Annotated in this window: 24 protein-coding genes; 6 read left to right on the forward strand and 18 right to left on the reverse strand. The window is 72.9% G+C overall.

All coding sequences use genetic code 11. From position 1 onward, the window contains the following. Positions 1–572: 572 nt before the first annotated feature. Positions 573–1,865, reverse strand: a complete 1,293-nt coding sequence (gene tyrS, locus ACX27O_RS20115; protein ID WP_458940012.1) for a tyrosine--tRNA ligase — start codon at positions 1,863–1,865, stop codon at positions 573–575. 101 nt (positions 1,866–1,966) lie between these two features. Here tyrS and ACX27O_RS20120 point away from each other — a divergent pair, with 101 nt between their 5' ends. Continuing rightward, a complete protein-coding gene (locus tag ACX27O_RS20120; protein WP_210863300.1) occupies positions 1,967–2,356 on the forward strand; it encodes a PaaI family thioesterase in 390 nt (129 codons plus the stop codon). A 22-nt stretch (positions 2,357–2,378) separates the two neighbouring features. On the opposite strand, the gene ACX27O_RS20125 is transcribed toward ACX27O_RS20120, so the two are convergent. The 5 genes from ACX27O_RS20125 to ACX27O_RS20145 form a co-directional block, all read right to left on the reverse strand. Next, a complete protein-coding gene (locus ACX27O_RS20125; RefSeq protein ID WP_458939909.1) occupies positions 2,379–3,698 on the reverse strand; it encodes a hemolysin family protein in 1,320 nt (439 codons plus the stop codon). A 153-nt stretch (positions 3,699–3,851) separates the two neighbouring features. Next, the gene (locus ACX27O_RS20130) at positions 3,852–4,493 is read right to left on the reverse strand and encodes a hypothetical protein (protein ID WP_458939910.1); all 642 of its coding nucleotides are present in this window, start codon (positions 4,491–4,493) and stop codon (positions 3,852–3,854) included. A 9-nt stretch (positions 4,494–4,502) separates the two neighbouring features. Continuing rightward, positions 4,503–5,003 carry a GNAT family N-acetyltransferase gene (locus ACX27O_RS20135; protein WP_030335760.1) on the reverse strand — a complete coding sequence of 167 codons (501 nt, stop codon included), beginning with the start codon at positions 5,001–5,003 and terminating at the stop codon, positions 4,503–4,505. A gap of 38 nt (positions 5,004–5,041) precedes the next feature. Beyond that, positions 5,042–6,517, reverse strand: a complete 1,476-nt coding sequence (locus tag ACX27O_RS20140) for a serine hydrolase domain-containing protein (protein WP_458939911.1) — start codon at positions 6,515–6,517, stop codon at positions 5,042–5,044. A 69-nt stretch (positions 6,518–6,586) separates the two neighbouring features. Next, positions 6,587–7,099 carry an ArsR/SmtB family transcription factor gene (locus tag ACX27O_RS20145; RefSeq protein WP_458939912.1) on the reverse strand — a complete coding sequence of 171 codons (513 nt, stop codon included), beginning with the start codon at positions 7,097–7,099 and terminating at the stop codon, positions 6,587–6,589. Between the two features lie 170 nt (positions 7,100–7,269). Between ACX27O_RS20145 and ACX27O_RS20150 the strand changes: the two genes are divergently transcribed. The 3 genes from ACX27O_RS20150 (at position 7,270) to ACX27O_RS20160 (ending at position 11,863) form a co-directional block, all read left to right on the forward strand. Then, entirely contained in the window at positions 7,270–9,885 is a 2,616-nt protein-coding gene (locus ACX27O_RS20150; protein ID WP_458939913.1) for a cation-translocating P-type ATPase, read from the forward strand. A 54-nt stretch (positions 9,886–9,939) separates the two neighbouring features. Further along, positions 9,940–10,830: a universal stress protein gene (locus ACX27O_RS20155; RefSeq protein WP_458939914.1), complete on the forward strand. Its 891-nt coding sequence runs from the start codon at positions 9,940–9,942 to the stop codon at positions 10,828–10,830. A 154-nt stretch (positions 10,831–10,984) separates the two neighbouring features. Next, positions 10,985–11,863, forward strand: coding sequence for a universal stress protein (locus ACX27O_RS20160; protein ID WP_458939915.1), 879 nt, complete (start codon positions 10,985–10,987; stop codon positions 11,861–11,863). Here the strand turns inward: ACX27O_RS20160 and ACX27O_RS20165 are convergent. The 5 genes from ACX27O_RS20165 to ACX27O_RS20185 all read right to left on the reverse strand — a co-directional run bounded on the left by ACX27O_RS20165 (position 11,856) and on the right by ACX27O_RS20185 (position 15,888). Continuing rightward, positions 11,856–12,491, reverse strand: coding sequence for an FMN reductase (locus tag ACX27O_RS20165; protein WP_030335749.1), 636 nt, complete (start codon positions 12,489–12,491; stop codon positions 11,856–11,858). The two genes, ACX27O_RS20160 and ACX27O_RS20165, sit on opposite strands and share 8 nt — an antisense overlap. Next, a complete protein-coding gene (locus ACX27O_RS20170; RefSeq protein WP_030335748.1) occupies positions 12,488–13,630 on the reverse strand; it encodes an LLM class flavin-dependent oxidoreductase in 1,143 nt (380 codons plus the stop codon). Before ACX27O_RS20170 ends, ACX27O_RS20165 begins: the two co-directional genes overlap by 4 nt. Positions 13,631–13,794: 164 nt before the next feature. After that, entirely contained in the window at positions 13,795–14,070 is a 276-nt protein-coding gene (locus ACX27O_RS20175) for a ubiquitin-like small modifier protein 1 (protein WP_030335746.1), read from the reverse strand. A gap of 2 nt (positions 14,071–14,072) precedes the next feature. Beyond that, positions 14,073–15,158, reverse strand: coding sequence for a WD40/YVTN/BNR-like repeat-containing protein (locus ACX27O_RS20180; protein WP_210861121.1), 1,086 nt, complete (start codon positions 15,156–15,158; stop codon positions 14,073–14,075). 88 nt (positions 15,159–15,246) lie between these two features. Further along, on the reverse strand, positions 15,247–15,888 hold the full coding sequence (locus ACX27O_RS20185; RefSeq protein ID WP_051708752.1) for a DNA-3-methyladenine glycosylase: 642 nt from the start codon (positions 15,886–15,888) through the stop codon (positions 15,247–15,249). Between the two features lie 135 nt (positions 15,889–16,023). Here ACX27O_RS20185 and ACX27O_RS20190 point away from each other — a divergent pair, with 135 nt between their 5' ends. After that, complete coding sequence (locus ACX27O_RS20190; protein ID WP_036412188.1) at positions 16,024–16,464, forward strand: hypothetical protein; 441 nt, start codon at positions 16,024–16,026, stop codon at positions 16,462–16,464. Between the two features lie 77 nt (positions 16,465–16,541). After that, positions 16,542–16,895, forward strand: a complete 354-nt coding sequence (locus tag ACX27O_RS20195; RefSeq protein WP_030335740.1) for an MmcQ/YjbR family DNA-binding protein — start codon at positions 16,542–16,544, stop codon at positions 16,893–16,895. A gap of 44 nt (positions 16,896–16,939) precedes the next feature. Here ACX27O_RS20195 and argH read toward each other — a convergent pair whose 3' ends face one another. The 7 genes from argH to argC all read right to left on the reverse strand — a co-directional run bounded on the left by argH (position 16,940) and on the right by argC (position 24,284). Further along, positions 16,940–18,403, reverse strand: a complete 1,464-nt coding sequence (gene argH, locus ACX27O_RS20200) for an argininosuccinate lyase (protein WP_030335737.1) — start codon at positions 18,401–18,403, stop codon at positions 16,940–16,942. Between the two features lie 76 nt (positions 18,404–18,479). Continuing rightward, positions 18,480–18,995, reverse strand: a complete 516-nt coding sequence (locus tag ACX27O_RS20205) for an arginine repressor (RefSeq protein WP_210863518.1) — start codon at positions 18,993–18,995, stop codon at positions 18,480–18,482. Further along, positions 18,992–19,930, reverse strand: a complete 939-nt coding sequence (gene argF / locus ACX27O_RS20210) for an ornithine carbamoyltransferase (RefSeq protein WP_210866538.1) — start codon at positions 19,928–19,930, stop codon at positions 18,992–18,994. The genes ACX27O_RS20205 and argF overlap by 4 nt, the downstream gene beginning before the upstream one ends. Then, positions 19,927–21,156: an acetylornithine transaminase gene (locus ACX27O_RS20215; protein WP_030335731.1), complete on the reverse strand. Its 1,230-nt coding sequence runs from the start codon at positions 21,154–21,156 to the stop codon at positions 19,927–19,929. Before ACX27O_RS20215 ends, argF begins: the two co-directional genes overlap by 4 nt. Next, positions 21,153–22,058 (reverse strand): acetylglutamate kinase, encoded by a 906-nt coding sequence (argB, locus tag ACX27O_RS20220; RefSeq protein ID WP_210862104.1) that lies wholly within the window; start codon positions 22,056–22,058, stop codon positions 21,153–21,155. Before argB ends, ACX27O_RS20215 begins: the two co-directional genes overlap by 4 nt. Before the next feature lie 55 nt (positions 22,059–22,113). Continuing rightward, positions 22,114–23,286: a bifunctional glutamate N-acetyltransferase/amino-acid acetyltransferase ArgJ gene (gene argJ, locus ACX27O_RS20225; protein ID WP_030335727.1), complete on the reverse strand. Its 1,173-nt coding sequence runs from the start codon at positions 23,284–23,286 to the stop codon at positions 22,114–22,116. Beyond that, positions 23,283–24,284, reverse strand: coding sequence for an N-acetyl-gamma-glutamyl-phosphate reductase (gene argC / locus ACX27O_RS20230; protein ID WP_030335725.1), 1,002 nt, complete (start codon positions 24,282–24,284; stop codon positions 23,283–23,285). Before argC ends, argJ begins: the two co-directional genes overlap by 4 nt. Between the last annotated feature and the right edge of the window lie 102 nt (positions 24,285–24,386).

Here is a 24,386-nt window from a genome sequence, read left to right on the forward strand (position 1 = left end):
CCAGTCCGGGGTATAAATCATAATTGGCACTGGCTTTACAAGCACCCTGTTGAGTTCTCAAAGAACAACCACACACCAGCCGCAAGCCCCACCTCAGTGGAACCCCAACCGGGGCATTTCCCGCTCCGCTGTCCCGGCGCTTTCAGCGCCAGGCACTTTTACTACGTTACCCGCTCGTTTCCACCCTGTCAAACCGATATTTCGCGGTTCGTCATGCTTCATCCGATAACGCGGGCACCATGTCGCTACCGGCTTGCGCCGCTCTCGTCATGGATTCGACAGGCCGGCCAGTCGCGATTTCCCGCGACCCGCCCGGTTCCCCGCCGGCTCGTAACCATACCCGGTCGGTTTCGCCGCGCCAAATCCGCCTCGCGGCGTTTCTGGTGGCACCTCCCGGTCGGGGGTTCCGGTGGGCAAGCCCGCCCGACCCCCAGGCCGTTGGCCCGCGCTCCGGCCGTTTCAGGCTTTCGCCTGTTTCGTCCGTTCCGCGCTGGCAGAGAGAAAGTTACGCGTCCGGCGGGATGATCGTCAAATCCGCCGGACGCGTCCCCCGTCACATCGTCGACAGACGACTATTCACCCAGCTCAACGCCCGCGAACGAGCGCTTCCCCCGGCGCAGCACCAGGTATCGGCCATGCAGTAGATCGGCCGGCGACACCACGGCGTCCACAGCGGTCACCCGGTTGTTGTTGACGTAGGCGCCGCCCTCGGCGATCACCCGTCGGGCCTCCTTGAGGCCGTTCACCAGGCCGGAGTCCCGCAGCAGACCCGCCACATCCGGCAATTCGCCGGTGAGGCGTACGAGGCCCGCCTCGGTCAGGGCCGCGCGCAGGGTCTCCGGCGCCAGGTCGTCCAGTGAGCCGCGGCCGAAGAGCGCCTGGCTGGCGGCGATCGCCTGTCGGGCCTCGTCGGCGCCGTGCACCAGGGTGGTCAGCTCCTCGGCGAGCGCCCGCTGCGCCAACCGGGCCGCCGGCCGTTCGGCGGTCGCCTTCGCCAGCTCCTCCAGCTCATCGCGGGAGCGGAAGCTGAAGTACCGCAGGTAGCGGTCGACCTCCTGGTCCTCCACGTTGAGCCAGAACTGGTAGAACGCGTACGGGCTGGTCATCGTGGGGTCGAGCCAGACCGCGCCGCCCTCGCTCTTGCCGAACTTCGTACCGTCGGCCTTGGTGACCAGCGGCGTGGTGAACGCCTGCACCGGCCCCACCCCCCGCCGGCGCACGTAGTCGACGCCGGCGGTGATGTTGCCCCACTGGTCGGAGCCGCCGAACTGGAGCTGACAGCCGTGCCGGCGGTGCAGCTCGTAGAAGTCGTTGGCCTGCAACAGCTGGTAGCTGAACTCGGTGAAGCTGATGCCGGTCTCCAGTCGGGCCCGCACCACCTCCCGCGCGAGCATCTTGTTCACCGGGAAGTGCTTGCCGACGTCGCGGAGGAACTCGACGATCGACATCTCGCCGGTCCAGTCCAGGTTGTTGACAAGCTGCGCAGCGTTGTCCCCGGTGTACGACACGAAGGGCGCGAGCTGCTCGCGGATCCGCTCGACCCAACCGGCGATCACCTCGGTCGGGTTGAGCGCCCGCTCGGCGCTCTCTTTCGGGTCGCCGATCTGCCCGGTGGCCCCGCCGACCAACAGCAACGGGCGATGACCGGCGAGTTGCAGCCGGCGGGCCATGAGAACCTGCATGAGGTTGCCGACGTGCAGGCTCGGCGCGGTGGGGTCGAAGCCCACGTAATAGGTGGCGGCACTCCCACCGTCGAGCAGCTCGCGCAGCTCGTCGAGGCCGGTCGAGTCCTGGATCAGGCCACGCCAGAGCAGGTCATCGGTCAGGGAGGCCCGCCCGGGGGGCGGGAGGCTGCTGTCGGTCACGGTCACCGATTCTCCCCCATCGCCGGCACCGACCCGTACCGGGTTTGGCGCAACCCGCCCCGGCTAGGCTTGCGCCCCGTTGATCGAGGAGGGCTTTTGCCATGGAGATTCCGGATCTGACGGGTGGTTTTGCCGCCCTGCTCGGCCTCACGTTCGAGGAGGCGAGCGCCGACCGGGTGGTCATCAGCTGGCAGGTCCGCCCGGACCTGCACCAGCCGTTCGGCCTCCTGCACGGCGGGGTGTACTGCTCGGTCGTGGAGACCGCGGCCAGCGTGGGCGGTGCCCTCTGGCTGGCCGACCGGGGCACCGTGGTCGGGGTGTCGAACCAGACCGACTTCCTGCGGGCCGTGCGGGACGGCGAGCTGACCGCCGTCGGCACCCCGGTGCACCGGGGTCGCAGCCAGCAGCTCTGGCAGGTGGAGATCACCGACGCCGACGAGCGGCTGGTCGCCCGTGGTCAGGTCCGGCTGCAGAACCTCTCGCCTGCCTGAGCGTCCGGCCGCACCGGACGGGTCAGCTGCGGGCCTCGTCCAACACCGGCTCCGCGTCCGCGTCGGTGTCCTCGGGTACGCGGCTGAGCCGTACCTCGGTGATCGCCCGGTGGTCGATGCCGGCCACCATCAGCACCCAACCGTCCAGCGTGACGTCCTCCCCGGCGACGGTGGGGATGTGCCCGAGCCGGGCCAGCACCAGCCCGGCGACTGTGGTGTAGTCACCGGCCGGTCGCGACGGCAGCTCCACGCCGATGTCGGGAAGGTCGTGCACCGGGAAGGTGCCGGGCAGCAGCAGCGCGCCGTCGGGGTCGCGGCGTACCGAGTAGCCGTCCCGGTCGGTCTCGTCGTAGATCTCGCCGACGATCTCCTCCAGGATGTCCTCCAGCGTCACGATCCCGTCGACGGCGCCGCGCTCGTCCACGACGAGCGCGATGTGCTGACGCTCGGCCTTGAACTGACGCAGCGCGTCCACCACCGGAAGCGAGTCCGGCAGCAGCATCGGCGGTCGGGCGATCTCGTCGACCGGCCGGTCGTCGGGCACACCCACCAGGTCACGCAGGTGGATCACTCCGGCCGTGTCGTCCAGGCCGCCGTGACGCACAACCGGGGCCCGGGAGTGCCCGGTGGCGGCCAGCACGAGCCGCGCGGCCTCCGCGGTGGTCCCGCTGTCGAGCGTGAAGACCTGCAACCGGGGTACGAGCACAGCCCGCAGCCGTCGGTCGGCGATCTCCACAGCGCCCGCGATGATGGTGCGCTGCTCCTTGGTGAAGCCGTGGTTGCCGGCGACGATGTCGCGCAGCTCGTCCGGGCCGATCTCCTCCGGCTCGTGCTTCGGGTTGAGCCCGACCAGGCGGACCACCACGTCGCTGGTGGCGCCGAGCGCCCAGACGGCCGGGCGGGTGAGGCTGGCGAGCAGGTCGAGGGGGCGGGCCACCAGCAGCGCCCACCGTTCGGCGGCCTGCATGGCGATCCGCTTGGGCGCCAGCTCGCCGAAGACCAGGGTGACGAAGGTCAGCGCGAGGGTGACGATCACGATCGCCACCGTCTCGGCGGCGCCGCCGAACACCCCGAGCAGCGGCACCAGGGGTTTGGCCAGGGAGACCGCCGCGGCGGCGGAGGCCAGGAAGCCGGCGAGGGTGATGCCGATCTGGATGGTGGCCAGGAAGCGGTTCGGGTCCTTGGCGAGGCGGGCCAGCACCCGCCCGCCCCGGCTGGTGCGCTCCAACCGTTGGATCTGGCTGTCCCGCAGCGACACCAACGCCATCTCGCTGCCCGCGAAGAGCGCGTTGATCACGACCAGGACTCCGACCAGGGCCAGTTGGCTCCCGTAACTCTGCACGCCCGGTTCGCTCCCTCTCCGGTGGTGGCACCGGCCGGTACGCGCGGTACCCGCCGGTCGGCGAGCCCGCCCGGCGTAGGCGTTGTCTTTGCCCCGTCCGGTGCCGGCCGAATCCTGCCCGGGCGACGCCACGTCGAATCGGACGCGGTGACGCTACCGGGCAGGGGGCGTCGAGGACGCCGGGAGATCGAGGACGTAGGAGTCGCCCTCCGGTCGGAAGCCGAGCCGGTGGTAGTAGGGGGCGACCATCCGGGGCGGGCTGACCACCCGGTGGAAGCCGCGTTCGGTGAACAGGTGGCTGCGCCGGTAGACGAACTCGCCCGGGGTGAAGTCACGGAACTTCGGGGTGACGTAGTCCAGGTCGATCTGGGCGACGCCGGGCGCCTCGGCGTGCGACAGCACCACCCCGACCACCTCGTCGGCAGTGACCACGAGGAACGCCGAGCGCCTGGGCGCGTCCGGATCCCAGTGGAAGCCGGGGTTGAACCGGGCGATGTCGGCGGCGTGCACCCGCAGCGTGTGCGCGAGGAACTGGTCGTCGACGCCGACCTCCACCACCTGGTAGGTCTTGTCGTCGTGCCGGGTGGCGAGCATCCCGCGCAGGTACCAGATGTTGATCGCCGCGAGCACCACGTTGAGCCCGACCATGGGCCAAACCTCGATCGCGGCGTTGTAGCCGATCAGCACGACGCAGCCGACGAGGTTGATCGCGCGCAGTCGCAGGACGCGCGACTGCAGCAGCGACCAGACCAGCACCGCGGAGCCGGCCCAGCCGACGAGATCCAACCAGTTCACGCCGCGAGACTAGTGCCCACCCAGGTCAGGAGCGTCGGCGGGCAGCTCCAGCAGCCACTCCTCGACGTCTTCGCCGCGGCCGTTGGCGTACCCCGAGTCTTCACCGACCACCACGAACCCGCACTTGCGCAGCACCGCGAGCGAGGCGGCGTTGTCCTTGGCGGCGCGGGCGTGCACCGGCCGGGGCAGCTCGCGCAGCAGGGCGGCCAGGGCCGCCGTGGCGTGCCCCCGACCCCAGCGTGCCGGGTCGATCCAGTAGCTGACCTCGGTCTGCTGGTCGACCGGGAAGGCGCTCACGTAGCCGACCACGTCGCCGTCGACCTCGACGGTGCGGACCAGGTTCGCCGGGTTGGTGAGCACCCGGGCCCAGTGCGCGGCGAACTCCCGGCGGTCGGACGGGTCCTTCGGGCCGAACGCGGCCATCCGGTTGGCCTCCGGGTCCTGCTGGTGCCGGAAGAACTCGACGAGGTCGTCCTCACCGACCGGGCGCAGCCGCAGATCAGAAGTCATTGGCCGAGGGTACGCAACGGTGGGCCGGCGCGGCTCGCTCAGTCGCTCACGGCGGCGACCGCCAGCACGGCGGCTAGCAGGGAGCTGGCCACGGACAGCAGGCGACGCCACGGCACCCGCGCGTCGACCACCGGCAGGGCGGACCACCGGGTCACGGCCAGTGTCGCTCCCGCCGCGGACAGCCCGACCCCGAGCGGCCAAAACCAGACCGGCACCACCGACCAGTCGCCCATCCGGTGCGCCAATCCGAGATAGGCGAACGCCCACACCACCGCCGCCACCACTGTCACCCGGTCCAGTTCGCGGCGGCGGGCGGTGCCGAGCAGGGACAGGCCGCCGAGGAAGGTGAACGCCACCGCGAGACCGGCGCCGATCCAGACGGGAGCCGGCGGAGTCCCCGCCCCCGCCTCCTTCTCCGGTACGCCGAGCAGCCGCAGCCCGATCGGCTCGACGCCCTTGTCGGTGTTGCCGAGCACCACCACCGCCCTGCCGGTGGCTCGTTCGAAACCGACGTAGGACCGGAACCCGCCGGTCCCGCCGTTGTGCCAGACCACCTCGTGGTCACCGTGTCGGGTGGTGAACCAGCCGTACCCGATACGGGTGTCCCCGTCCCGCTGGAACCGGGCGGTGGCGGCGTCGGCGCCGGGCGCGGTGCCGGCGAGGGTCGCGGCGGCCAGCCGGCCCAGGTCCTCGGCGGTGGACCAGGGGCCGATGCCGGCCGGGGCGTACCCCACTCCCGACCAGGTGTCGAGGGGCCGGCCGGAGGCCCGGCCGCCCAGGGCGCGGCCGGACGGCAGGTCGTCGGCGCGGGTGGCGATCACTGTGGCGTTCATGCCGAGCGGTTGGAGCAGCCGCGCCCGCAGCAGATCGGAGTACGCGACGCCGGCCCTCGCGGCGAGCGCGTGGCCGAGCACGGACGGCCCGAGGTTGGAGTAGTGGACCTCGCCGCGCTCGTCGTCGTCGGGGGTGACCCGGTCGGCGGCGCTGCGGACGGCGTCGATGTCCTGCCCGGCGTACGGGTTGCCGCCGGACACGTTGGACCAGAGGATGCGTGCCCAGCCCAGGATGCCGTCGGGGGCGAGCCGGGGCAGCCCGGCGCGGTGGCTGGCCAACTCGGCGAGCGTCACGTCGCGGGCGGGGCCGGTGACCGTGGGCCAGGTGGCGCCGAGAGGGTCGTCGGGGCGGACGACCCCGGCGGCGGCCTGGTCGGCGAGGAGCATGCCGGTGAGGACCTTGGTGACCGAGCCGATCTCGAACGCGGTGCCGGCCTCGACGGGTTGGCCGTCGGCGTCCCGGTCGCCCAGGCCGGCGGTGCGGATCCGGCCGTTCTCGACCAGGGCGACGGCGAGCCCGCGGTGCCCCTTCGGGTCGGGCACTGCCATCCGGGCGAGGCGGGCGAGGTCGTCGTCACCGGTGACCTGCGCGCCGAGGCGGGGAACGCGGGGCATCAGCGCCGCCCCGACGAGGCTGGCGGCGAGCGCGACGACGAGGGCGATGACGACTGTTCTCCGCATGGGGGTCCTTCGGTCGAGCGGGCTGTGCGGGTCGGTGGCGCGACGATCGGTGCGGCGACCGGGCCGGCGTCAGCGGCCGGCGGCGGCGAGGATGGCCAGCAGCGGCACCACGCGTTCGGCGGGCACGGCGTAGCGGCCCCGGCCGACACTGCGCAGCCAACCGGCGGCGGTGAGCTGGCGCAGGTGGTGGTGCAGCTGACCGGTGGTGCCCAGATCCTCGATCTCGGCCAGCTCGCCGGTGCCCTGCCGTCCACCGAGGACCTCCCGTAGCAGCCGCAGCCGCACCGTGTGCGCCAGCGCGGAGAGTGCGCCGGCCAGTTCCGTCCAGTCGGCGGCGAGCAGGTCGTCGACGGTGCGCCCGTACTGCCAGTCGTAGTGCTGGTCCGCGACGCGAACCGTGCCGGTGTAGAGCACGGCGCCGGTGCCGTCGGCCGGCAGGCGCTGCTTGAGGCCGTCGAGGGCCCAGAACGTGCCCTCCGGCGTGGGCGGCGCGTCGGACGGCGCGGGGGCCGACGTCAGGTGCTCGGTCAGGGCGGCGACCTGTGCCTCCAGCGCGGAGAGTCGCTCTTCCACGGTGCTCATACGTCGATACTACGTACATACGTACTTCCACACAAGGGTGGATGTCGCGGACGGGTCTTTGGTCCCGGGCGCCACAGGTGCAAACGCCTCTGCCCGGGGGTGGTCGGGCAGCGCCATGGTGGGACCCGACGGCGGCCGGTGGCCCGCCGCGAGCGACGGGGAGGTCACTGGTGACGACGATCGGCGGACGGGACGGGATCCTGGTGGACCCCGTTGACCGGGACGTGTCGGTGGGGCTCGACGCGGCCGAGGCAGCCGCCCGTCTGCGCGCCACCGGCCCCAACACCGTCGCTGCGCCACCGCGCCAGCCGGTGACCGCACGGGTCCTGCACCAGCTCACCGACCCGTTGGTGGCGTTGCTGCTCGCCGCGGCGGCCGTCACCGCGGCGCTCGGCGACTACCCGGACACCGCGGTGATCTTCCTGGTCGTCCTGGTGAACACCGTGATCGGCGTGGTGCAGGAGGTACGCGCCGACCGCGCCATCGCCGCGCTGGACCAACTCGCCGCGCCCACCGCACGGGTGGTCCGCGACGGCCGGGAACTGGTGGTGCCCGCCGCCGACATCGTGCGCGGTGATCTGGTCCGGGTCGAGGCGGGCGACGTCGTCCCGGCCGACCTGTCCCTGATCGAGGCGAGCCGGCTGCACCTGGACGAGTCCGCACTGACCGGCGAGTCGGTGACGGTCGGACGTGTCGCCGGTGAGGAGGCGCTGGCCGGGACGGTCGTCACCATCGGCCGGGCGACCGGCACCGTGCTGCGCACGGGAGCAGCGAGCGCCCTCGGTCGGATCAGCGCCCTGGTCGCGGGCACCCGGCCGACCGGCACTCCGCTGCAACGCCGACTCTCCGCCCTGGGTCGGGTGCTCGGCCTGGTCGCGGTGGCAGTGTCCGGGTTGGTCTTCGCCATCGGGGTGGTCGGCGGCCGGCCCGTTGTCGACATGGCGATCACAGCGGTGAGCCTGGTGGTCGCCGCGGTGCCCGAGTCGCTCCCGGCGGTGGTGACGCTGGCCCTGGCCCTGGGCGCACGTCGGATGGCTGCCGCACACGCCATCCCCCGTCAACTGCACGCGGTCGAGACTCTCGGCTCGGTCACGGTGATCGCCTCCGACAAGACCGGCACCCTCACCGAGGGGCGGATGGCGGTGCAGCAGGCGGTCACCGGCGACGGCGCCCGGTACGGGGTCACCGGCAGCGGGTACGCCCCGACCGGCACCGTGCACCGGGACGGGCAGGCGGTGGCCGTACCGGACGGGCTGCGCCACCTGGCGCGGGCCGGGCTGCTCTGCAACGACGCCGCGCTGTCGCCGCCGGACGACGAGCGACCCGAGTGGGGCGCGGTGGGTGACCCGCTCGAAGCGGCGCTCGTCGCCTTCGCCGCCCGCTGTGGCCTCGACCCGCAGGCCACCCGCACGGCGTGGCCCCGGGTCGCCGAGCACCCCTTCGACCAGGCGCAACGCCGGATGGTCACCGTGCACCGCTCCTGCGACCAGCGCTACCTGGTGGTCTGCAAGGGCGCCCCGGAGAGTGTCCTCGGCGCACCGCTGCTCGACGCCACCGACGAGGAGATCGCCGAACTGACCAGCACCGCCCACCGGTTGGCCACCGAAGGGTTGCGGGTGCTCGCCGTCGCCGCCGCACTGGTGGAGACCGTGCCCGACCCCGCCTCCCCCACCGGGTTGCGACCGATGGGACTGGTCGCCGTGGGCGACCCGCTGCGCGAGGGCGCCGCGCGGGTCGCGGACAGCTTCGACACCGCCGGGGTACGGCTGCTGCTGATCACCGGAGACCACCCGGCCACGGCCACCGCGATCGGTGGTCGTCTCGGCCTCTGGCGCGCCGGCGACCCCCTCGCCAACGGCGACGACGACCAGGCGGCGCACCCGGACACCCGGATCTTCGCCCGGACCCAGCCGGAGCAGAAGCTCGACATCATCGCCGGTCTGCAGGCCCGCGGCGAGGTGGTGGCGATGACCGGCGACGGGGTCAACGACGCGCCAGCGCTGCGGCGCGCCGACATCGGGGTGGCCATGGGAGGCGGCACCGAGGTCGCCCGGCAGGCGGCCGACCTGGTGCTCGTCGACGACGAACTGAGCACAGTGGCCAACGCGATCGGCGAGGGCCGGCGCATCTACGACAACATCCGCAGGTTCCTGCGGTACGCCCTCTCCGGTGGGGTGGCGGAGATCCTGGTGATGCTGATCGGTCCGCTGTTCGGTCTGCCCGTACCGCTGCTGCCCGCCCAGATCCTCTGGATCAACCTGCTGACCCACGGGGTCCCCGGGGTGGCACTCGGCGCGGAGCCGGCCGAACCCGGGACGCTACGCCGAGCACCACGCTCACCGCAGGAATCGGTGCTCGGCGCCGGGCTCGGTCGCGACGTCCTGCTCACCGGCGCGCTGATCGCCGCCGTCGTGCTCGGCGCCGGGGTGTTCGCCGCCCAGCGGGAGCTGCCCTGGCAGTCGGTGGTCTTCGTGGTGCTCGGGCTCGCCCAACTCGGTGTGGCGCTGGCCGTCCGAGCACCCCGGCCGGCGGGCGCCCGAAGCGGGAACCCCGGCCTGCTCGTCGCGGTCGCGGTGTCGGCGCTGCTGCAGGTCGGTGGGGTGCTGCTCGCTCCGCTGCGGGACCTGCTCGGCACCGAAGCGCTGGCACCGAGCGTGCTGCTGGCCTGCGCGGCGGTCAGCGTACTGCCGGGGCTGGTGCTGCGGCTGACCCGATCGTCGGCCACCGACGCCGACCGGGGCGATGACGGGACCAACGGCCCCCGCCCCCTTACCGTCCGCCCCTGATCGTCGGGCCGGCGCGCGACGAGGATGAAGACGGACGGAACGAAGGAGGACGTGATGACCAGCAGATCCGGTGCCCCCGTGGTGGTGGCCGTGGACGGTTCGACATCCGCGCTGGAGGCGGTGCGGGCCGCCGCCCGGGAAGCCGGGACGCGAGGCCGCCCGCTGCGGGTGGTGCACGCGTTCATCTGGCCGCTCTACGACGTGTCGCTCGCGCCGGCGCCGGGCGCTCCCCCGCACGCCGGGCTTCGCCAACAGGCCGAGCAGGTGGTCGCCGAGGCGGTGACCGAGGCCGGCAAGGTCACGCCGGACGTCGCCGTCACCGGCGCGGTGGTCGACGGCGCGGCCACGCCGGTGCTCCTGGCCGAGGCCCGGGACGCGGCGCTGCTGGTGCTCGGAAGCCGGGGCCTGGGCGGCTTCGGCGGACTGCTGATGGGTTCGGTCGCGGTGCAGGTCTCCGCCCACGCCGACTGCCCGGTGCTCGTCGTCAAGGGTGAGGCCCGCGCCGACGGGCCGGTCCTGGTCGGGGTGGACGGCTCGCCCCGGTCCGACCAGGCGCTGGGTTTCGCCTTCGACGAGGCCTCGTTGCGGGGTACCGAGCTGCTCGCCGTGCACGCCTGGATCATGCCGGTCCCGCCGAGCGACCTCCTGCCGGTGGCGTACGACGTGGAAGCGCTCGCCGCCGAGGAGGAGCGGGTGCTCGCCGAGGCCCTCGCCGGCTGGTGCGAGCGGTACCCGGACGTGCCGGTGCGGCGCCGCGTCACGTACGGCGGGCCGGCGAAGGTCCTCGTCGAGGAGTCGGCGGCCGCGCAGCTCACCGTGGTCGGGGCGCGCGGCCGGGGCGCGCTGGCCGGCATGCTGCTCGGCTCGGTGAGCCACGCGGTGCTGCATCACGCGCACGGCCCGGTGGTGGTCGTCCGGCGTCGCCAGGAGGGTCGGCAGAGCTGACACCGCACGGCCCGGGCGGCGTGCACCGGTGCTCCGACGCCGGCTCCGGGTGCTCCGACGCGGGCTCAGGCGGCGGCGGTCGGTCGGTCCGGGCCGGCGCGTTCCACGGCGCGGCGGCCGGGCAACGCCGACAATGACCTGACCGACCCAGGGAGTGCCGATGAACCGACCTGTCGTGGTGGGTGTGGACGGATCGCCGTCCAGCCTCGTCGCCGCCGAGCACGCGGCCCGGGCCGCGCAGCTCCGGTCCCGGCCGCTGCTGGTGGTGCACGGTTACCTGCATCCGTTCGGCTACGGCGTGCCGCTCAACCCGTACGAGATCGGCGTGCCGGCGCCCTCCGAGGAGGCGCAGAAGATGCTGGAGCGCACCGCGGCCGAGCTGGGCGAGCGGTGGCCCGGCCTCGCCGTCGAGGCGCGTCAGGTCGCCGGGGGCCCGGGCGCCACCCTGATCGAGGAGTCCCGCCGGGCGGAGCTGGTCGTGGTGGGCAGCCGTGGCCGGGGCGGCTTCGCCGGGCTGCTCCTCGGCTCGGTCGGCGCGCAGGTGGCGGCGCACGCGCACTGCCCGGTGCTGGTGGTCCGCCCGGACGAGCAGCCGATCCCGGTGGACGGTCCGGTGCTGGTCGGCGTCGACGGGTCCGAGTCGTCAGGCCTCGCCGTGAGCGTCGGCGCCGACGAGGCGGCGCTGCGGGACGTGCCGCTGGTGCTGGTGCACGTCGTTGCGGCGGACGGCGGCCGGACGGTGCCGGAGGAGATCGAGGAGTCGCAGGCCGCGCACCAGGCCGAGGCGGTGCGGTTGTTGGCCGACGCCTCCGCCGTGGTGCGCGCCCGGCATCCCGATCTGGTGGTACGGGAGCATCCGGTCCGGGCGGCCGGCGCGGCCCAGGGGCTCATCGAGGCCAGCGGCGCGGCGGCGCTGCTGGTCGTGGGCACCCGGGGCCGGGCCGGGTTCGCCGGTCTGCTGCTCGGGTCGGTGAGTCAGGCGGCGATCCAGCACGCGCACTGCCCGGTGCTGGTCGCCCACCCGGTCAGCTGACCGTCGGGCCGTCGCCCCGGCCGAGCATCTGCAGGAAGTCGGTGGTGAGGGCGAACGGGTCGGCCGGCCCGGTGGCCGGTGGCCGGCGCTCGATCTGGTCGGCCAACTCCCCGGCGGCGCGCCGGATCCGCGCGCGCAGCGCGCCGTCGGCGGTGCCGTCGGACCAGTCCTCCGGGGCGGCGAAGACCGCGGTCGGGACCACCACCGACCGGAGGTAGGCGAACATCGGGCGGACGGCGTGCTCCAGAGCGAGGGAGTGTCGGGCGGTGCCGCCGGTTGCGCCGATCAGCACCGGTCGGTCGATCAGCGACTCGGCATCCAGCACGTCGAAGAAGGACTTGAACAGCCCGTTGTACGAGGCACTGAAGATCGGGGTGACGGCGATGATCCCGTCCGCCCCGGTCACCGTGTCGATGACCTCGCGCAGCGCCGCGGGTGCGAACCCGGTGAGCATGTTGTTCACCACGTCGTGGGCGTACTCGCGCAGGTCGACGACGTGCAGCTGCACCTCGGAGCCGCGCCGGACCAACTCGTCGCGGGTGGCCGCGGCGAGCTGGTCGGCGAGCAGTCGGGTCGACGAGGGCTGACTCAGCCCCGCCGAGATGACGGCCAGGCTGCGGCGGGTCATCGGGTCGCCCCCTCCGGTGCCTTGCCGGTCACGTCGTCGACGGCGTGCACGGTGCTGTCCTTGGCGCCGCCGGCGGCGGCGACCAGCGAGGCGTGCGTCGGCGCGGCCGGCACGTGCGCCGGACGCAGCGCGTCGAACTCCTTGCGCAGCACCGGCACGACCTCCTCGCCGAGCAGGTCGAGCTGCTCCAGCACGGTCTTCAGCGGCAGACCCGCGTGGTCCATCAGGAACAGCTGCCGCTGGTAGTCACCGACGTACTCGCGGAAGCCGAGGGTGCGGTCGATGACCTGCTGCGGGCTGCCCACGGTCAGCGGCGTCTCCCGGGTGAACTCCTCCAGCGACGGCCCGTGCCCGTAGACCGGGGCGTTGTCGAAGTAGGGCCGGAACTCCCGGACCGCGTCCTGCGAGTTGCGGCGCATGAACACCTGCCCGCCGAGGCCGACGATCGCCTGGTCGGCGGAGCCGTGGCCGTAGTGCGCGAACCGCTGGCGGTAGAGCCCGATCATCCGCTGGGTGTGCTCCTTGGGCCAGAAGATGTGGTTGGCGAAGAAGCCGTCACCGTAGTAGGCGGCCTGCTCGGCGATCTCCGGGCTGCGGATCGAGCCGTGCCAGACGAACGGGGGCACGCCGTCGAGCGGGCGCGGCGTCGAGGTGAACGACTGCAACGGGGTGCGGTACTTGCCCTTCCAGTCGACCACGTCCTCGCGCCACAGCCGGTGCAGCAGGTCGTAGTTCTCGATGGCCAGGGGGATGCCGGCGCGGATGTCCTTGCCGAACCACGGGTAGACCGGGCCGGTGTTGCCGCGGCCCATCATGAGGTCCACCCGGCCACCGGACAGGTGCTGGAGCATCGCGTAGTCCTCGGCGATCTTCACCGGGTCGTTGGTGGTGATCAGCGTGGTGGCGGTGGACAGCAGCAGGCGTTCGGTACGCGCCGCGATGTAGCCGAGCATGGTGGTCGGTGACGACGGCACGAACGGCGGGTTGTGGTGCTCGCCGGTGGCGAAGACGTCCAGGCCGACCTCCTCGGCCTTCAACGCGATCGCGACCATCGCCTTGATCCGCTCATGCTCGGTCGGCTCCCGACCGGTGGTCGGATCGACAGTGACGTCACCGACGGTGAAGATTCCGAACTGCATGACCAGCTCCTCGCGTGTCAACCAGGTGCCGTCGTGGTACCCGGACGCAGGCCACAACTTATTTGACGACGCAACTATTCCGTCGGCGGGACGCCCCGCAGTGGCGCCGGTCACTCGCCGCAACCCGACATCCAGGTCGACACCGCCCGGCGGTGCCGGCGCGGTCAGCCGCCCGCGACCGAGGGCAACACCTGCACCTCCGCGCCGTCGCTGACCGGGGTGGCCAGACCGCCGGAGTGACGGCAGTCCTCCCCGTCGACGAAGACGTTGACGTAGCGGCGCAGCTCGCCACGCTCGTCGCGGATGCGCCGAGCCAGCCGGGGGTGCGCGACGGCCATTTCGTCGAGGACCGCCCGCAGCGTCCCGGCGGCGGTGACGCTCAGCCGACTCGCACCTCCGGCCTCGCCGCGTAGCGGGCCGGGCAGCAGCACGGTGACCATGCTCAGACCTCCGCGGCGCGAACGCAGAGCACGTCGGGCAGGTGCGCCGCGACCGTCGACCAGGAGTCACCCTCGTCGCGGCTGGCGAAGACCGAACCGGAGCGGGTGCCGAAGTAGACCCCGCCGGGGCTGGCGTCATCGGCGCACATCGCGTCGCGCAGCACCGCCGGATAGAACGGCCCCTCGGGCAGCCCGACCGACAGTGGCTCCCACTTGCCGCCGGCGTCCGCGGAGCGGAACACCCGACAGCGGTGATCGGTCGGGAACCGCTCCCCGTCGGCCACCAGCGGGAAGGTCCACACCGTGCCGGCACGCCCCGGGTGGGCCACCATCGGGAAGCCGAAGTCGCTGGGCAGCCCGTCGGCGATCGAGGACCAGGTGCGGCCGTCGTCGTCGGAGCGGTAGACGCCGTGGTGGTTCTGCGCGTACAGCCGCTCGGGGTTGCCGGCGTCCCGGGCGACCTTGTGCACGCACTGGCCGAACTCCGGCCACTCGTCGGGCATGAAGTAGGCGCGGATGCCGGTGTTACCCGGCGTCCAGCTCGCCCCGGCGTCCTCCGAGCGGTAGACCCCACCGGTGGACATGGCGACCAGCAGCCGAGCCCTGTCACGCGGGTGGGGCAGCACGGTGTGCACGGCCTGACCGCCGAAGCCGGCCTCCCACTGCGGACGGTGCGGGTGGTCCCAGAGGGAACGGACCAGCTCGAAGCTGCGGCCACCGTCGGTCGACTTGAACAACGCCGAGGGCTCGGTGCCGGCCCAGACCACGTCCGGCTCGTCGGGGCCGGCCGGCGTCAACTGCCAGACCCGCCCGAGGGAGACGCCGGTGTCGGCCGGGAACGCGACCGGCGCCTGGTCGGGCTCGTCCCAGGAAGCACCGAGGTCGTCGCTGGTGGCGACACTCGGGCCGAAGTGTGAGCTGGTCATGCCGGCGAGCAACCGTGGGGTGGGACGGCGGGTGTCGATAGCCACCGCGTAGACACCGGTCATCGGAAAGTGTGGACCGGTGATCTCCCAACTGCGCCGGTCGTCAGTGCTGGTGGCGAGAAACAACCCCTTCGCCGTGCCGATCGCGAGCAGCGTTGCCATGGCGTCCTCCGTACCGTCGGTGAGCAGGTGCGGTGATTATGGCCACACCCACTGACACACTCCGCCGCTCACACGCCGCCGGGCGCGTTCAGCGCCGGACGCGGGGCACGTGCCGGCGGTACGCGCTCACCGTGGGATCGCCGTCCAGCCAGAACCGCCAGGGCAGGTCGTGCGCGCCGGTCACGCCCACCCGGGGACCCGCCGCCACCGCCTCCTGCGGCACCGGCCGGGCCGGCGGCCGCAGCCGGACCGGGCCGTCGCCGAGCAGGTACGCGCCGTACGCCTCGCGGTCGATGCCGAGCGCGGAGCAGAGCCGGGCGGGCCCCCGGGCCAGGTCCACGTCCCGCCGGATGGCCGGCCGGCGCTCCCGTGCGGTGGCCAGCCCGTCGACCACCTCACCGGCGCGCAGCAGCACGGCGGTGGCCGTCCCCTCGACCCCGGTGACCACGTTGACGCACCAGTGCATGCCGTAGGTGAAGTAGACGTAGGCGTACCCGGCGGGGCCGAACATCACGGCGTTGCGTGGAGTGCGGCCCCGATGGGCGTGCGAAGCGGGATCGCCGCCGGTTCCCGCGTACGCCTCGACCTCGGTGATCCGGACGGTGACCCCGCCGGCGTGCAGGCGGCAGCCCAGCAGCCCGCGCGCCGCCGGCAGCAGGGGCCCGGCGAGCAGGTCAGCCAGGGCCGCCAGGTCGGGGTCGCTGGTGCGGTCACCGGGCAGCAGGGGCATGCCCCCGACGGTACCCATCCCGCCGACCCGGCAGCCGAGCGGGCGATGCGCGCCCGGGGGTCGGCCGCGAGCGGACCCACGACGAGATTTGAACGTTCTGTTGACAACCGGACGTTGATGATGTGTGCTCGGGGTATGACGACGGACGATCCATTCACCGCGCCCCACCCGGCCCGCGCCCGCGCCCACCGCACGCACGAGGCGTTGCACCGGATCGCCGAGCGGCACGCCGGCACCGACGCCCAGCGGGGCCGCTGGGCCCACCCGTACGTGCTGGACCCGTGGGAGGCGGTCGCCCTGGTCACCGCGCTGGCCGCCGGCGGGGCCGAACGCGAACCGACGGAGGAGCCGGTCGACGCCGCCGACCTGACCGCCGCGCTGACCCTGCTGCCCCACGTCCGCGCCGAGCTGGACGCCCTGGAAGCCGGCCTGTTGACACTGGCCCGCGACCGGGGGCTGACCTGGCAGGCGATCGCGTACGGGTTGGGGTTGGGCAGCGCACAGGCGGCCCGACAGCGCTACGAGCGGGTCGCCGCCCGCTCGTCCGAGCAGACCGCCGGATCCGGCGCGTCCTGAGCACACACCCGGATCGGCACGTCGCGCCCGCGACGGCGGTCGGGCGGGCACACTGTGCGCACGACGAGGAGGCACCCATGGAGCGCGCGGAGATGCTGGCGTACTGCCTGGCGAAGCCGGGAGCATGGCTGGACCAGCCGTGGGAGGGCGACGAGGTGGTGAAGGTGGGCAGCCGGATCTTCGCGTTCCTCGGCAGCGCCGGGGGCAAACCGACGGTCGGCGTCAAGTGCGGGCCGACCCGGGAGGTCGCCGACGAGTGGCTGCACCGACACCCCGGCGACGCCAGCGTGATGGCCTACATCGGCCGGTCCGGGTGGAACACGCTGCGCCTGGACGGCGGGATCGGCGACGAGGAGCTGACCGAGGCGGTCGACTCGTCGTACGACATGGTGGTGGCGAAGCTCCCCAAGCGGGAGCGCCCGACGGCCTGAACCAGCCGTGGCGCCGGCGGCCGACGCCGACGCCACGGCACAGCTCAGCGCGGAACGACCCGCTCGGCGGCCCACTCCCGCCAACCGGCCAACCGGTCCGCCGCGGCGGCGAGCTGGTCGGCGACCGGGCCGGGACCGGTGGACCCGGGGGTGGTCCGGGCCGCGAGAGCCGAACGGACCGAGAGCACGTCGCGCACCGACGGGTCGAGGTGCCCGCTGATCGTGGCCAGGTCCTCGTCGGAGACATCGTTCAGCTCGCACTCGCGAGCCGCGCAGAGCGCCACCAGCTGGCCGGTGATCTCGTGCGCGTCCCGGAACGGCACGTTGCGTCGGACCAGCCAGTCGGCGACCTCGGTGGCGAGGGAGAAACCGACCGGGGCGGCGGCGACGAGGCGGTCCACCCGGACCGTCATCGTGGAGATCATTCCCGCCAGGGCCGGAAGCAGCAGCTCCAGGGTGTCGACCGCGTCGAAGGCCGGCTCCTTGTCCTCCTGCATGTCCCGGTCGTAGGTCATCGGCAGGCCCTTGAGCATGGTCAGCACTGTCATCAGGCCGCCGACCAGCCGCCCGGACTTGCCCCGGGCCAGCTCGGCGATGTCCGCGTTCTTCTTCTGCGGCATGATCGACGAGCCGGTGGCGAACGAGTCGTCCAGCTCCACCCAGCCGAACTCGTGCGAGGTCCAGAGCACCACCTCCTCGCCGAGGCGGGACAGGTGCACCCCGATCAACGCGGTGGTGAAGAGGAACTCGGCGACGAAGTCCCGGTCGGCGACCGCGTCCATCGAGTTGGCGAACGACGTCCGGAAACCCAGCTCCTTGGCCACCGCCACCGGGTCCAACGGCAGCCCGGAACCGGCCAGCGCGCCCGCGCCGAGCGGGCTGATCGCCGCCCGGTGGTCCCAGTCACGCAGCCGCTCCAGGTCGCGCAGCAGCGGCTGCACGTGCGCCAGCAGCCAGTGCCCGAAGGTGACCGGCTGAGCGTGCTGGAGGTGGGTCATGCCCGGCGCGGCGGTGTCGACGTGCCGCTCGGCCTGTTCCACCAGCGCCTCCGCCAGCTCGACCAGCCGGCTGGCCACGCCCCGGGCGTGATCCCGCAGGTAGAGCCGCAGGTCGGTGGCGACCTGGTCGTTGCGGGACCGGCCGGCGCGCAGCTTGCCACCGAGGCTGCCGAGGCGCTCCAGCAGGCCACGCTCCAGCGCGGTGTGCACGTCCTCGTCGTCGATGGTGGGCCGGAACGCCCCGGAGGCGCAGGCGGCCTCCAGGTCGTCCAGCGCGGCCAGCATCCGGCCCAGCTCCTCCGGGTCGAGCAGGCCGGCGCCGGCGAGGACCCGGGCGTGCGCCCGGGAACCGGCGATGTCGTACGGGGCCAGCCGCCAGTCGAACTGCACGCTCACCGACAGTCGGGCGAGCGCCTCGGCGGGGCCGCCCGCGAACCGGCCACCCCAGAGGCTCGTCCGGTTGGTGGCGGCACTGTTCTCGGTAAGGCTCTTGTCGTCCACGTCGCCCATCATTGCTCTGGTTGCCTTTCGCTCGCGACTGCGGGGCTCACTCGCCGCGCTCGGTCACTCTTCACGCTCCGCCGCGTCATGAGGCGGTGGTCCCGTCGATGGTGTCGTCGCGGCGGGCCCAGCCGGCGAGCTTCTCCCCCAGCGCCGCCCCGCCGACGGCCTCACGGGCCACGACGAGGATGGTGTCGTCGCCGGCGATGGTGCCGACGATCTCGGGCAGACCCGCCCGGTCCAACGCGCTGGCCAGGTACTGGGCCGCGCCCGGCGGGGTCCGCAGCACGGCGATGTTGCCGCTGGAGTCGACCCCGTTGAGCAGTTCGCGCAGCAGTCGTACCAGCCGGGCCGGAGCGGCCTCGGCGTCGCGCAACGGTCGCTGACCGTCCTCGGGGATCAGGTAGACGGCCGGACCGTCGCCGCCGCGCACCTTGACCGCGCCCAACTCCTCCAGGTCCCGCGAGAGAGTGGCCTGGGTGACGCCCACGCCGTCGGCGGCGAGCAGGTCGGCCAGCTCGGTCTGCGACCGGATCGCCCGGTCGCGGATCAGCTCCACGATCCGGGCGTGCCGGGCCGCGCGGGTCAGCGGTGCGGTCATCGGGACTCCCCGGTCGCGGCGTCCAGCAGGAACGTCAGCAGCGCCTTCTGGGCGTGCAGCCGGTTCTCCGCCTGGTCGAAGACCGCGCTCTGCGGGCCGTCGAGCACCTCGTCGGTGATCTCCTCGCCGCGGTGCGCCGGCAGGCAGTGCAGCACGATAGCGTCCGGCGCGGCCTGGCCGAGCAACTCCTTGTTCACCTGGTACGGCAGGAACGGCGTGATCCGGTCCAACCCGTCGGACTCCTGCCCCATCGACGTCCAGGTGTCGGTGGCCAGCACGTCGGCGTCGCGTACCGCCTGGACCGGGTCGGTCAGCACCCGCACCGACCCGCCGGTCTGGGCCGCGATCCGCGCGGCCCGTTGCACCACCGCCGCGTCCGGCGCGAACCCGGCCGGGCCGGCGATCCGCACGTGCATCCCGGCCGTCGCCCCGGCCAGCAGGTACGACTGCGCCATGTTGTTCGCGCCGTCCCCCACGTACGCCAGGGTGCGACCGGCCGTGCCACCGCACCGCTCCCGGACGGTGAGCAGGTCGGCCAGCAACTGGCACGGGTGGAATCCGTCGGTGAGCGCGTTGACCACGGGCACACTGGCCCCCGCCGCCACCTCGGCGATCCGCTCGTCACCGTGGGTCCGCAGCACGATCGCCGCGACGTAGCGGGACAGCACGCGCCCCGCGTCCGCGAGGGACTCACCCCGACCGAAGTGGGTGACCTGCGTGTCCACCACGAGGGGGTGCCCGCCCAGCTCGGCGATCCCGGCGTCGAACGAGATCCGAGTCCGCAGGCTCTGCTTGTCGAACAGCACCGCCACCGAGCGGGGGCCGACCAGTGGCCGGTGACCGAACCGGTCCGCCTTCATCCGGGCCGCCAGGTCGAGGACCGCTGACTGTTCGGCGGGCGAAAGGTCGTCGTCGCGCAGGAAGTGCCGGGTCATCGAGTCGTCCCCGTCGTGGTGGTCACTGTGGCTGGTGCGGTGTCCGCGCCGGCCGCTGCCGGGGCGGTCGCGTCCAGTGCGGCCGGCAGCGCCGCGAGGAAGGTGTCCGCCTGGGCGGCGGTGAGGATCAGCGGCGGCGCCAACCGGACCACACCCGGTTGCACCGGGTTGACCAGGAAGCCGGCCTCGCGCAGGGCCTCGGCCAGCACCGGCGCCACCGGCGCGGTGAGCACCACGCCGAGCAGCAGACCGGCGCCGCGTACCCCGGCGACCAGCGGGTGGCCCAGCGCCTCGATGCCGCGACGCAACCGCTCACCGACCCGCTTGACGTTGTCGAGCAGCCCCTCGTTGGCGATGGTCGCCACCACGGCGAGCGCCGCCGCGCAGCTGACCGGGTTGCCGCCGAACGTGGTGCCGTGCGAGCCGGGAGTGAGCAGGTCCGCGGCGGGGCCGAACGCCAGCGTCGCCCCGATGGGCAGCCCGCCACCCAACCCCTTGGCCAGGGTGACCACGTCCGGCTCCACCCCCTCGGCCTGGTGCGCGAACCAGTGCCCGGTGCGCCCGATGCCGGTCTGCACCTCGTCGAGGACCAGCAGCGCGCCGTGCCGGGCGGTGATCCGCCGGGCCGCCGCGAGATAACCGGCCGGCGGGACGAGCACGCCGTTCTCACCCTGAACGGGTTCCAGGATCACCATCGCGGTGGCGTCGGAGACGGCCGCGTCGAGGGCGGCGACATCGCCGTAGTCGACGTGGGTCACCTCGCCGGGCAACGGCCGGAACGGGTCGGCCTTCGCCGGTTGGCCGGTCAACGCGAGAGCACCCATGGTACGGCCGTGGAAGCCACCCCTGGTGGCCACCACCTGGGTGCGGCCGGTGCGCCGGGACAGCTTGAACGCCGCCTCGTTCGCCTCCGCGCCCGAGTTGGCGAAGAAGACCCGCCCCGGTCGGCCGGCGAGCGCCAACAGCAGCTCGGCGAGGGCGACCGGCGGCTCGGCCACATAGAGGTTGGAGACGTGCCCGAGGGTCGCGACCTGCTTCGACACCGCCGCCACCACCGCCGGATGGGCGTGACCGAGAGCGTTGACAGCGATGCCACCCACCAGGTCCAGGTACTCCCGGCCCGCGTCGTCGACCACCACCGCTCCGGCGCCGGAGACCAACGCCAACGGCGGCGTGCCGTAGTTGTCCATCATGGACTGCTTCCACCGCTGCGCCAGCGTGCTCATGTCGCGTCCGTCCCGTCTCCCGGCACCACCATCGTTCCGAACCCTTCCGAGGTGAACACCTCAAGCAACGTGGAATGCGCCACCCGACCGTCGACGACGTGCGCGGCGGGCACTCCCCCACGCACCGCCCGCAGGCAGGCCTCCATCTTCGGCACCATCCCCGACTCGAGGCTGGGCAGCAGCTTGGCCAGGTCGTCCGCGGCGATCTCGGAGACCAGGCTGGTGGTGTCCGGCCAGTCGGCGTACAGACCGGCCACGTCGGTGAGCACGACCAGTTTGCGGGCCCGCAACGCGACCGCCAGAGCGGCGGCGGCAGTGTCCGCGTTGAGGTTGTGCAACACCCCGTCGACGTCCGGCGCGACCGTCGAGATCACCGGGATCCGGCCGGCGTCGATCAGATCCGTCACCGCCGACACGTCCACCGACTCGACGTCGCCGACCTGGCCGACGTCCACAGCCTGCCCGTCCACGTACGCCGGGCGGCGCACCGCGGTGAACAACCGGGCGTCCTCCCCCGACAGGCCGACAGCGAACGGACCGTGCGAGTTGATCAAACCCACCAGCTCCCGGCCCACCTGACCGACCAGCACCATCCGGACCACGTCCATCGCCTCGGCGGTGGTCACCCGCAGACCACCACGGAACTCACTGGCGATGCCGAGACGACCCAGCATGGCGGAGATCTGCGGACCACCGCCGTGCACCACCACGGGCTTCAGGCCCGCGTACCGCAGGAAAATCATGTCGGCCGCGAACGCCTGCTGCAACAGTGGATCGGTCATCGCGTTGCCGCCGTACTTGACCACGACCGTCGAGCCGGAGAAACGCGCCAACCACGGCAGCGCTTCGATCAGCGTCTCCGCCTTGGCCTGCGCACGAGCCAGATCGCTACTGAGGCTCACAGTGCCGGCCTTTCGTTCGCGACTGCGGGACTCCGCTGCGCTACGTTCCTCGCGCTCACGTTGAATACGCCGAGTTCTCGTGCACGTACGCGTGCGACAGATCGTTGGTCCAGATGGTGGCGGCCGACGTACCCGCGTGCAGGTCGATCCGGATCGTCACGTCCCGGCCGGTCAGGTCGACCTTCGAACGGTCCTCGGCGCCGGCACCGCCCCGGCACACCCACACCCCGTTGACCGCCACGTCCACCTCGTCCGGATCGAACGCGGCGGCCGTGGTGCCGACGGCGGCGAGGATCCGACCCCAGTTGGGGTCGTTGCCGAACAGCGCCGTCTTGACCAGGTTGTTGCGGGCCACCGAACGGCCCACCTCGACCGCCTCGTCCTCGTCCGCCGCGCCGACCACGTCGATGGCGACCTGCTTCGTCGCGCCCTCGGCGTCGGCCACCAACTGCTGGGCCAGGTCGTGACAGGCCGCGGTGACCGCGGCGGCCAGCTCGGCCGGCGTCGGCTCGATGCCGCTCGCACCACTTGCCAGCAACAGCACCGTGTCGTTGGTGGACATGCAGCCGTCGGAATCGACCCGGTCGAAGGTGACCCGGGTCGCCGCGCGCAGCGCCTCGTCCAGCACCGCCGGCCCTGCCACCGCGTCGGTGGTGAGCACGCAGAGCATGGTGGCCATCCCCGGCGCGAGCATCCCCGCGCCCTTGGCCATGCCACCGACAGTCCACCCGCTGCCCCGCGCCACAGTGGTCTTCGAGCGGGTGTCCGTGGTCATGATCGCCTCGGCGGCGGCCACGCCACCGTCGCGGGACAGCCCACGGATCGCCGAACTGACCCCCGGCAGCAGCTTCGGCATCGGCAGCCGCTCACCGATCAGGCCCGTCGAGCAGACCGCGACCTCACCGGCGCCGAGGATCAACCGTGGGCTCACCGAGGTCAGCGCGGCGGCGGTGTGCTCGGCGGTGGCGTGGGTGTCCTGGAAGCCGGCCGGGCCGGTGCAGGCGTTGGCACCACCGGAGTTGAGCACCACCGCGCGGACCACGCCGCCCTGCACGACCTGCTGCGTCCAGAGCACCGGCGCGGCCTTGACCCGGTTCGTGGTGAAGACACCGGCCACGCCGGCGTCCGGGCCGTCGTTGACGACCAGTGCGACGTCCGCGCCGCCGCTGGCCTTGAGGCCGGCGGCCACACCGGCCGCCCGGAACCCCCGTGGGGTGGTGACGCTCAAGGGGTGACTCCCCACATCGACAGGCCCGTCGTCTCCGGCAGGCCGAGCATGAGATTGGCGTTCTGTACGGCCTGGCCGGCGGCGCCCTTACCCAGGTTGTCCAATGCGCTCAGCACGATCAGACGACCCGAGTCGACGTCGACGGTGGCCTGCAGGTGACACGAGTTGGAGCCCAGCGTGGCGGCGGTGTGCGGCCAGCGGCCCTCCGGAAGCACGTGCACGAACGGCGCGTCCGCGTACGCCCGCGCCAGCACCTCCTGCGGGTCGACGCCGCGCGCCGGCGTCGCGGTGACAGTGGCGAGGATGCCGCGCGGCATCGGCGCCAGCACCGGGGTGAACGACAGACCCGTCGCACCGGTGGCCTGCTTGATCTCCGGGACGTGCTGGTGGGTGCCGACCCGGTACGGCGACAGGTCGCCCATCACCTCGCTGGCCAGCAGGTGCGGCTTCGCCGCCCGCCCCGCGCCCGAGGTGCCGGAGGCGGCCACGACCACCACGTCGGCGGGGCTGGCCGCGCCGTCGGCGATCAACGGCGCGAGCGCCAGGGTGATCGCGGCGGCGTAGCAGCCGGTGTTCGCCACCCGGGTGGAGCCGGCGATCAGCTCCCGCTGACCGGGCAGCTCGGGCAGCCCGTAGGTCCACTGCCCGGCGTGCGTGCCGCCGTAGTACTGCGCCCAGGCGTACGGGTCGGCCAGCCGGTGGTCGGCGCCCAGGTCGACGATCCGCACCTCGGCCGGCAGTTGCGCCGCGAGGGCCGCCGACTCGCCGTGCGGCAGGGCCAGGAAGACCAGGTCCGCGTCGGCCAGGGTGGTCGGATCGGTCGTGCCGAGCACCAGGTCGAGCCCGGTGAGCTGCGGGTGCACCACGTCGACGCGGTGCCCGGCCTGGCTGTGGGCGGTGGCAGCGACCAGGTCGAACTCCGGGTGCCCGGCGATCAGGCGCAGCAGCTCACCCCCGGCGTACCCGCTCGCTCCGGCGACCGCGACTCGAATCCCCATACCCACCTCCGCATGACTATGCAGCGAAGATTAACAAGGGCGACCCGATTCGTGCAAGTTAATACAGCCCCCTGCATGATGATGTAGAAACCCCGCCCCATC

It is taken from the genome of Micromonospora sp. SD19 (genome assembly GCF_054462275.1).

Bases quoted from the DNA above. Each gene is read 5' to 3' on its own strand.
- ACX27O_RS20120 (WP_210863300.1), top strand. From the start codon at position 1,967: ATGGAGATTCCGGATCTGACGGGTGGTTTTGCCGCCCTGCTCGGCCTC.
- ACX27O_RS20135 (WP_030335760.1), bottom strand. From the start codon at position 5,003: ATGACTTCTGATCTGCGGCTGCGCCCGGTCGGTGAGGACGACCTCGTC.
- ACX27O_RS20140 (WP_458939911.1), bottom strand. From the start codon at position 6,517: ATGCGGAGAACAGTCGTCATCGCCCTCGTCGTCGCGCTCGCCGCCAGC.
- ACX27O_RS20145 (WP_458939912.1), bottom strand. From the start codon at position 7,099: ATGAGCACCGTGGAAGAGCGACTCTCCGCGCTGGAGGCACAGGTCGCC.
- ACX27O_RS20155 (WP_458939914.1), top strand. From the start codon at position 9,940: ATGACCAGCAGATCCGGTGCCCCCGTGGTGGTGGCCGTGGACGGTTCG.
- ACX27O_RS20165 (WP_030335749.1), bottom strand. From the start codon at position 12,491: ATGACCCGCCGCAGCCTGGCCGTCATCTCGGCGGGGCTGAGTCAGCCC.
- ACX27O_RS20170 (WP_030335748.1), bottom strand. From the start codon at position 13,630: ATGCAGTTCGGAATCTTCACCGTCGGTGACGTCACTGTCGATCCGACC.
- ACX27O_RS20175 (WP_030335746.1), bottom strand. From the start codon at position 14,070: ATGGTCACCGTGCTGCTGCCCGGCCCGCTACGCGGCGAGGCCGGAGGT.
- ACX27O_RS20180 (WP_210861121.1), bottom strand. From the start codon at position 15,158: ATGGCAACGCTGCTCGCGATCGGCACGGCGAAGGGGTTGTTTCTCGCC.
- ACX27O_RS20185 (WP_051708752.1), bottom strand. From the start codon at position 15,888: ATGCCCCTGCTGCCCGGTGACCGCACCAGCGACCCCGACCTGGCGGCC.
- ACX27O_RS20190 (WP_036412188.1), top strand. From the start codon at position 16,024: ATGACGACGGACGATCCATTCACCGCGCCCCACCCGGCCCGCGCCCGC.
- ACX27O_RS20195 (WP_030335740.1), top strand. From the start codon at position 16,542: ATGGAGCGCGCGGAGATGCTGGCGTACTGCCTGGCGAAGCCGGGAGCA.
- argH (WP_030335737.1), bottom strand. From the start codon at position 18,403: ATGGGCGACGTGGACGACAAGAGCCTTACCGAGAACAGTGCCGCCACC.
- ACX27O_RS20205 (WP_210863518.1), bottom strand. From the start codon at position 18,995: ATGACCGCACCGCTGACCCGCGCGGCCCGGCACGCCCGGATCGTGGAG.
- argF (WP_210866538.1), bottom strand. From the start codon at position 19,930: ATGACCCGGCACTTCCTGCGCGACGACGACCTTTCGCCCGCCGAACAG.
- ACX27O_RS20215 (WP_030335731.1), bottom strand. From the start codon at position 21,156: ATGAGCACGCTGGCGCAGCGGTGGAAGCAGTCCATGATGGACAACTAC.
- argC (WP_030335725.1), bottom strand. From the start codon at position 24,284: ATGGGGATTCGAGTCGCGGTCGCCGGAGCGAGCGGGTACGCCGGGGGT.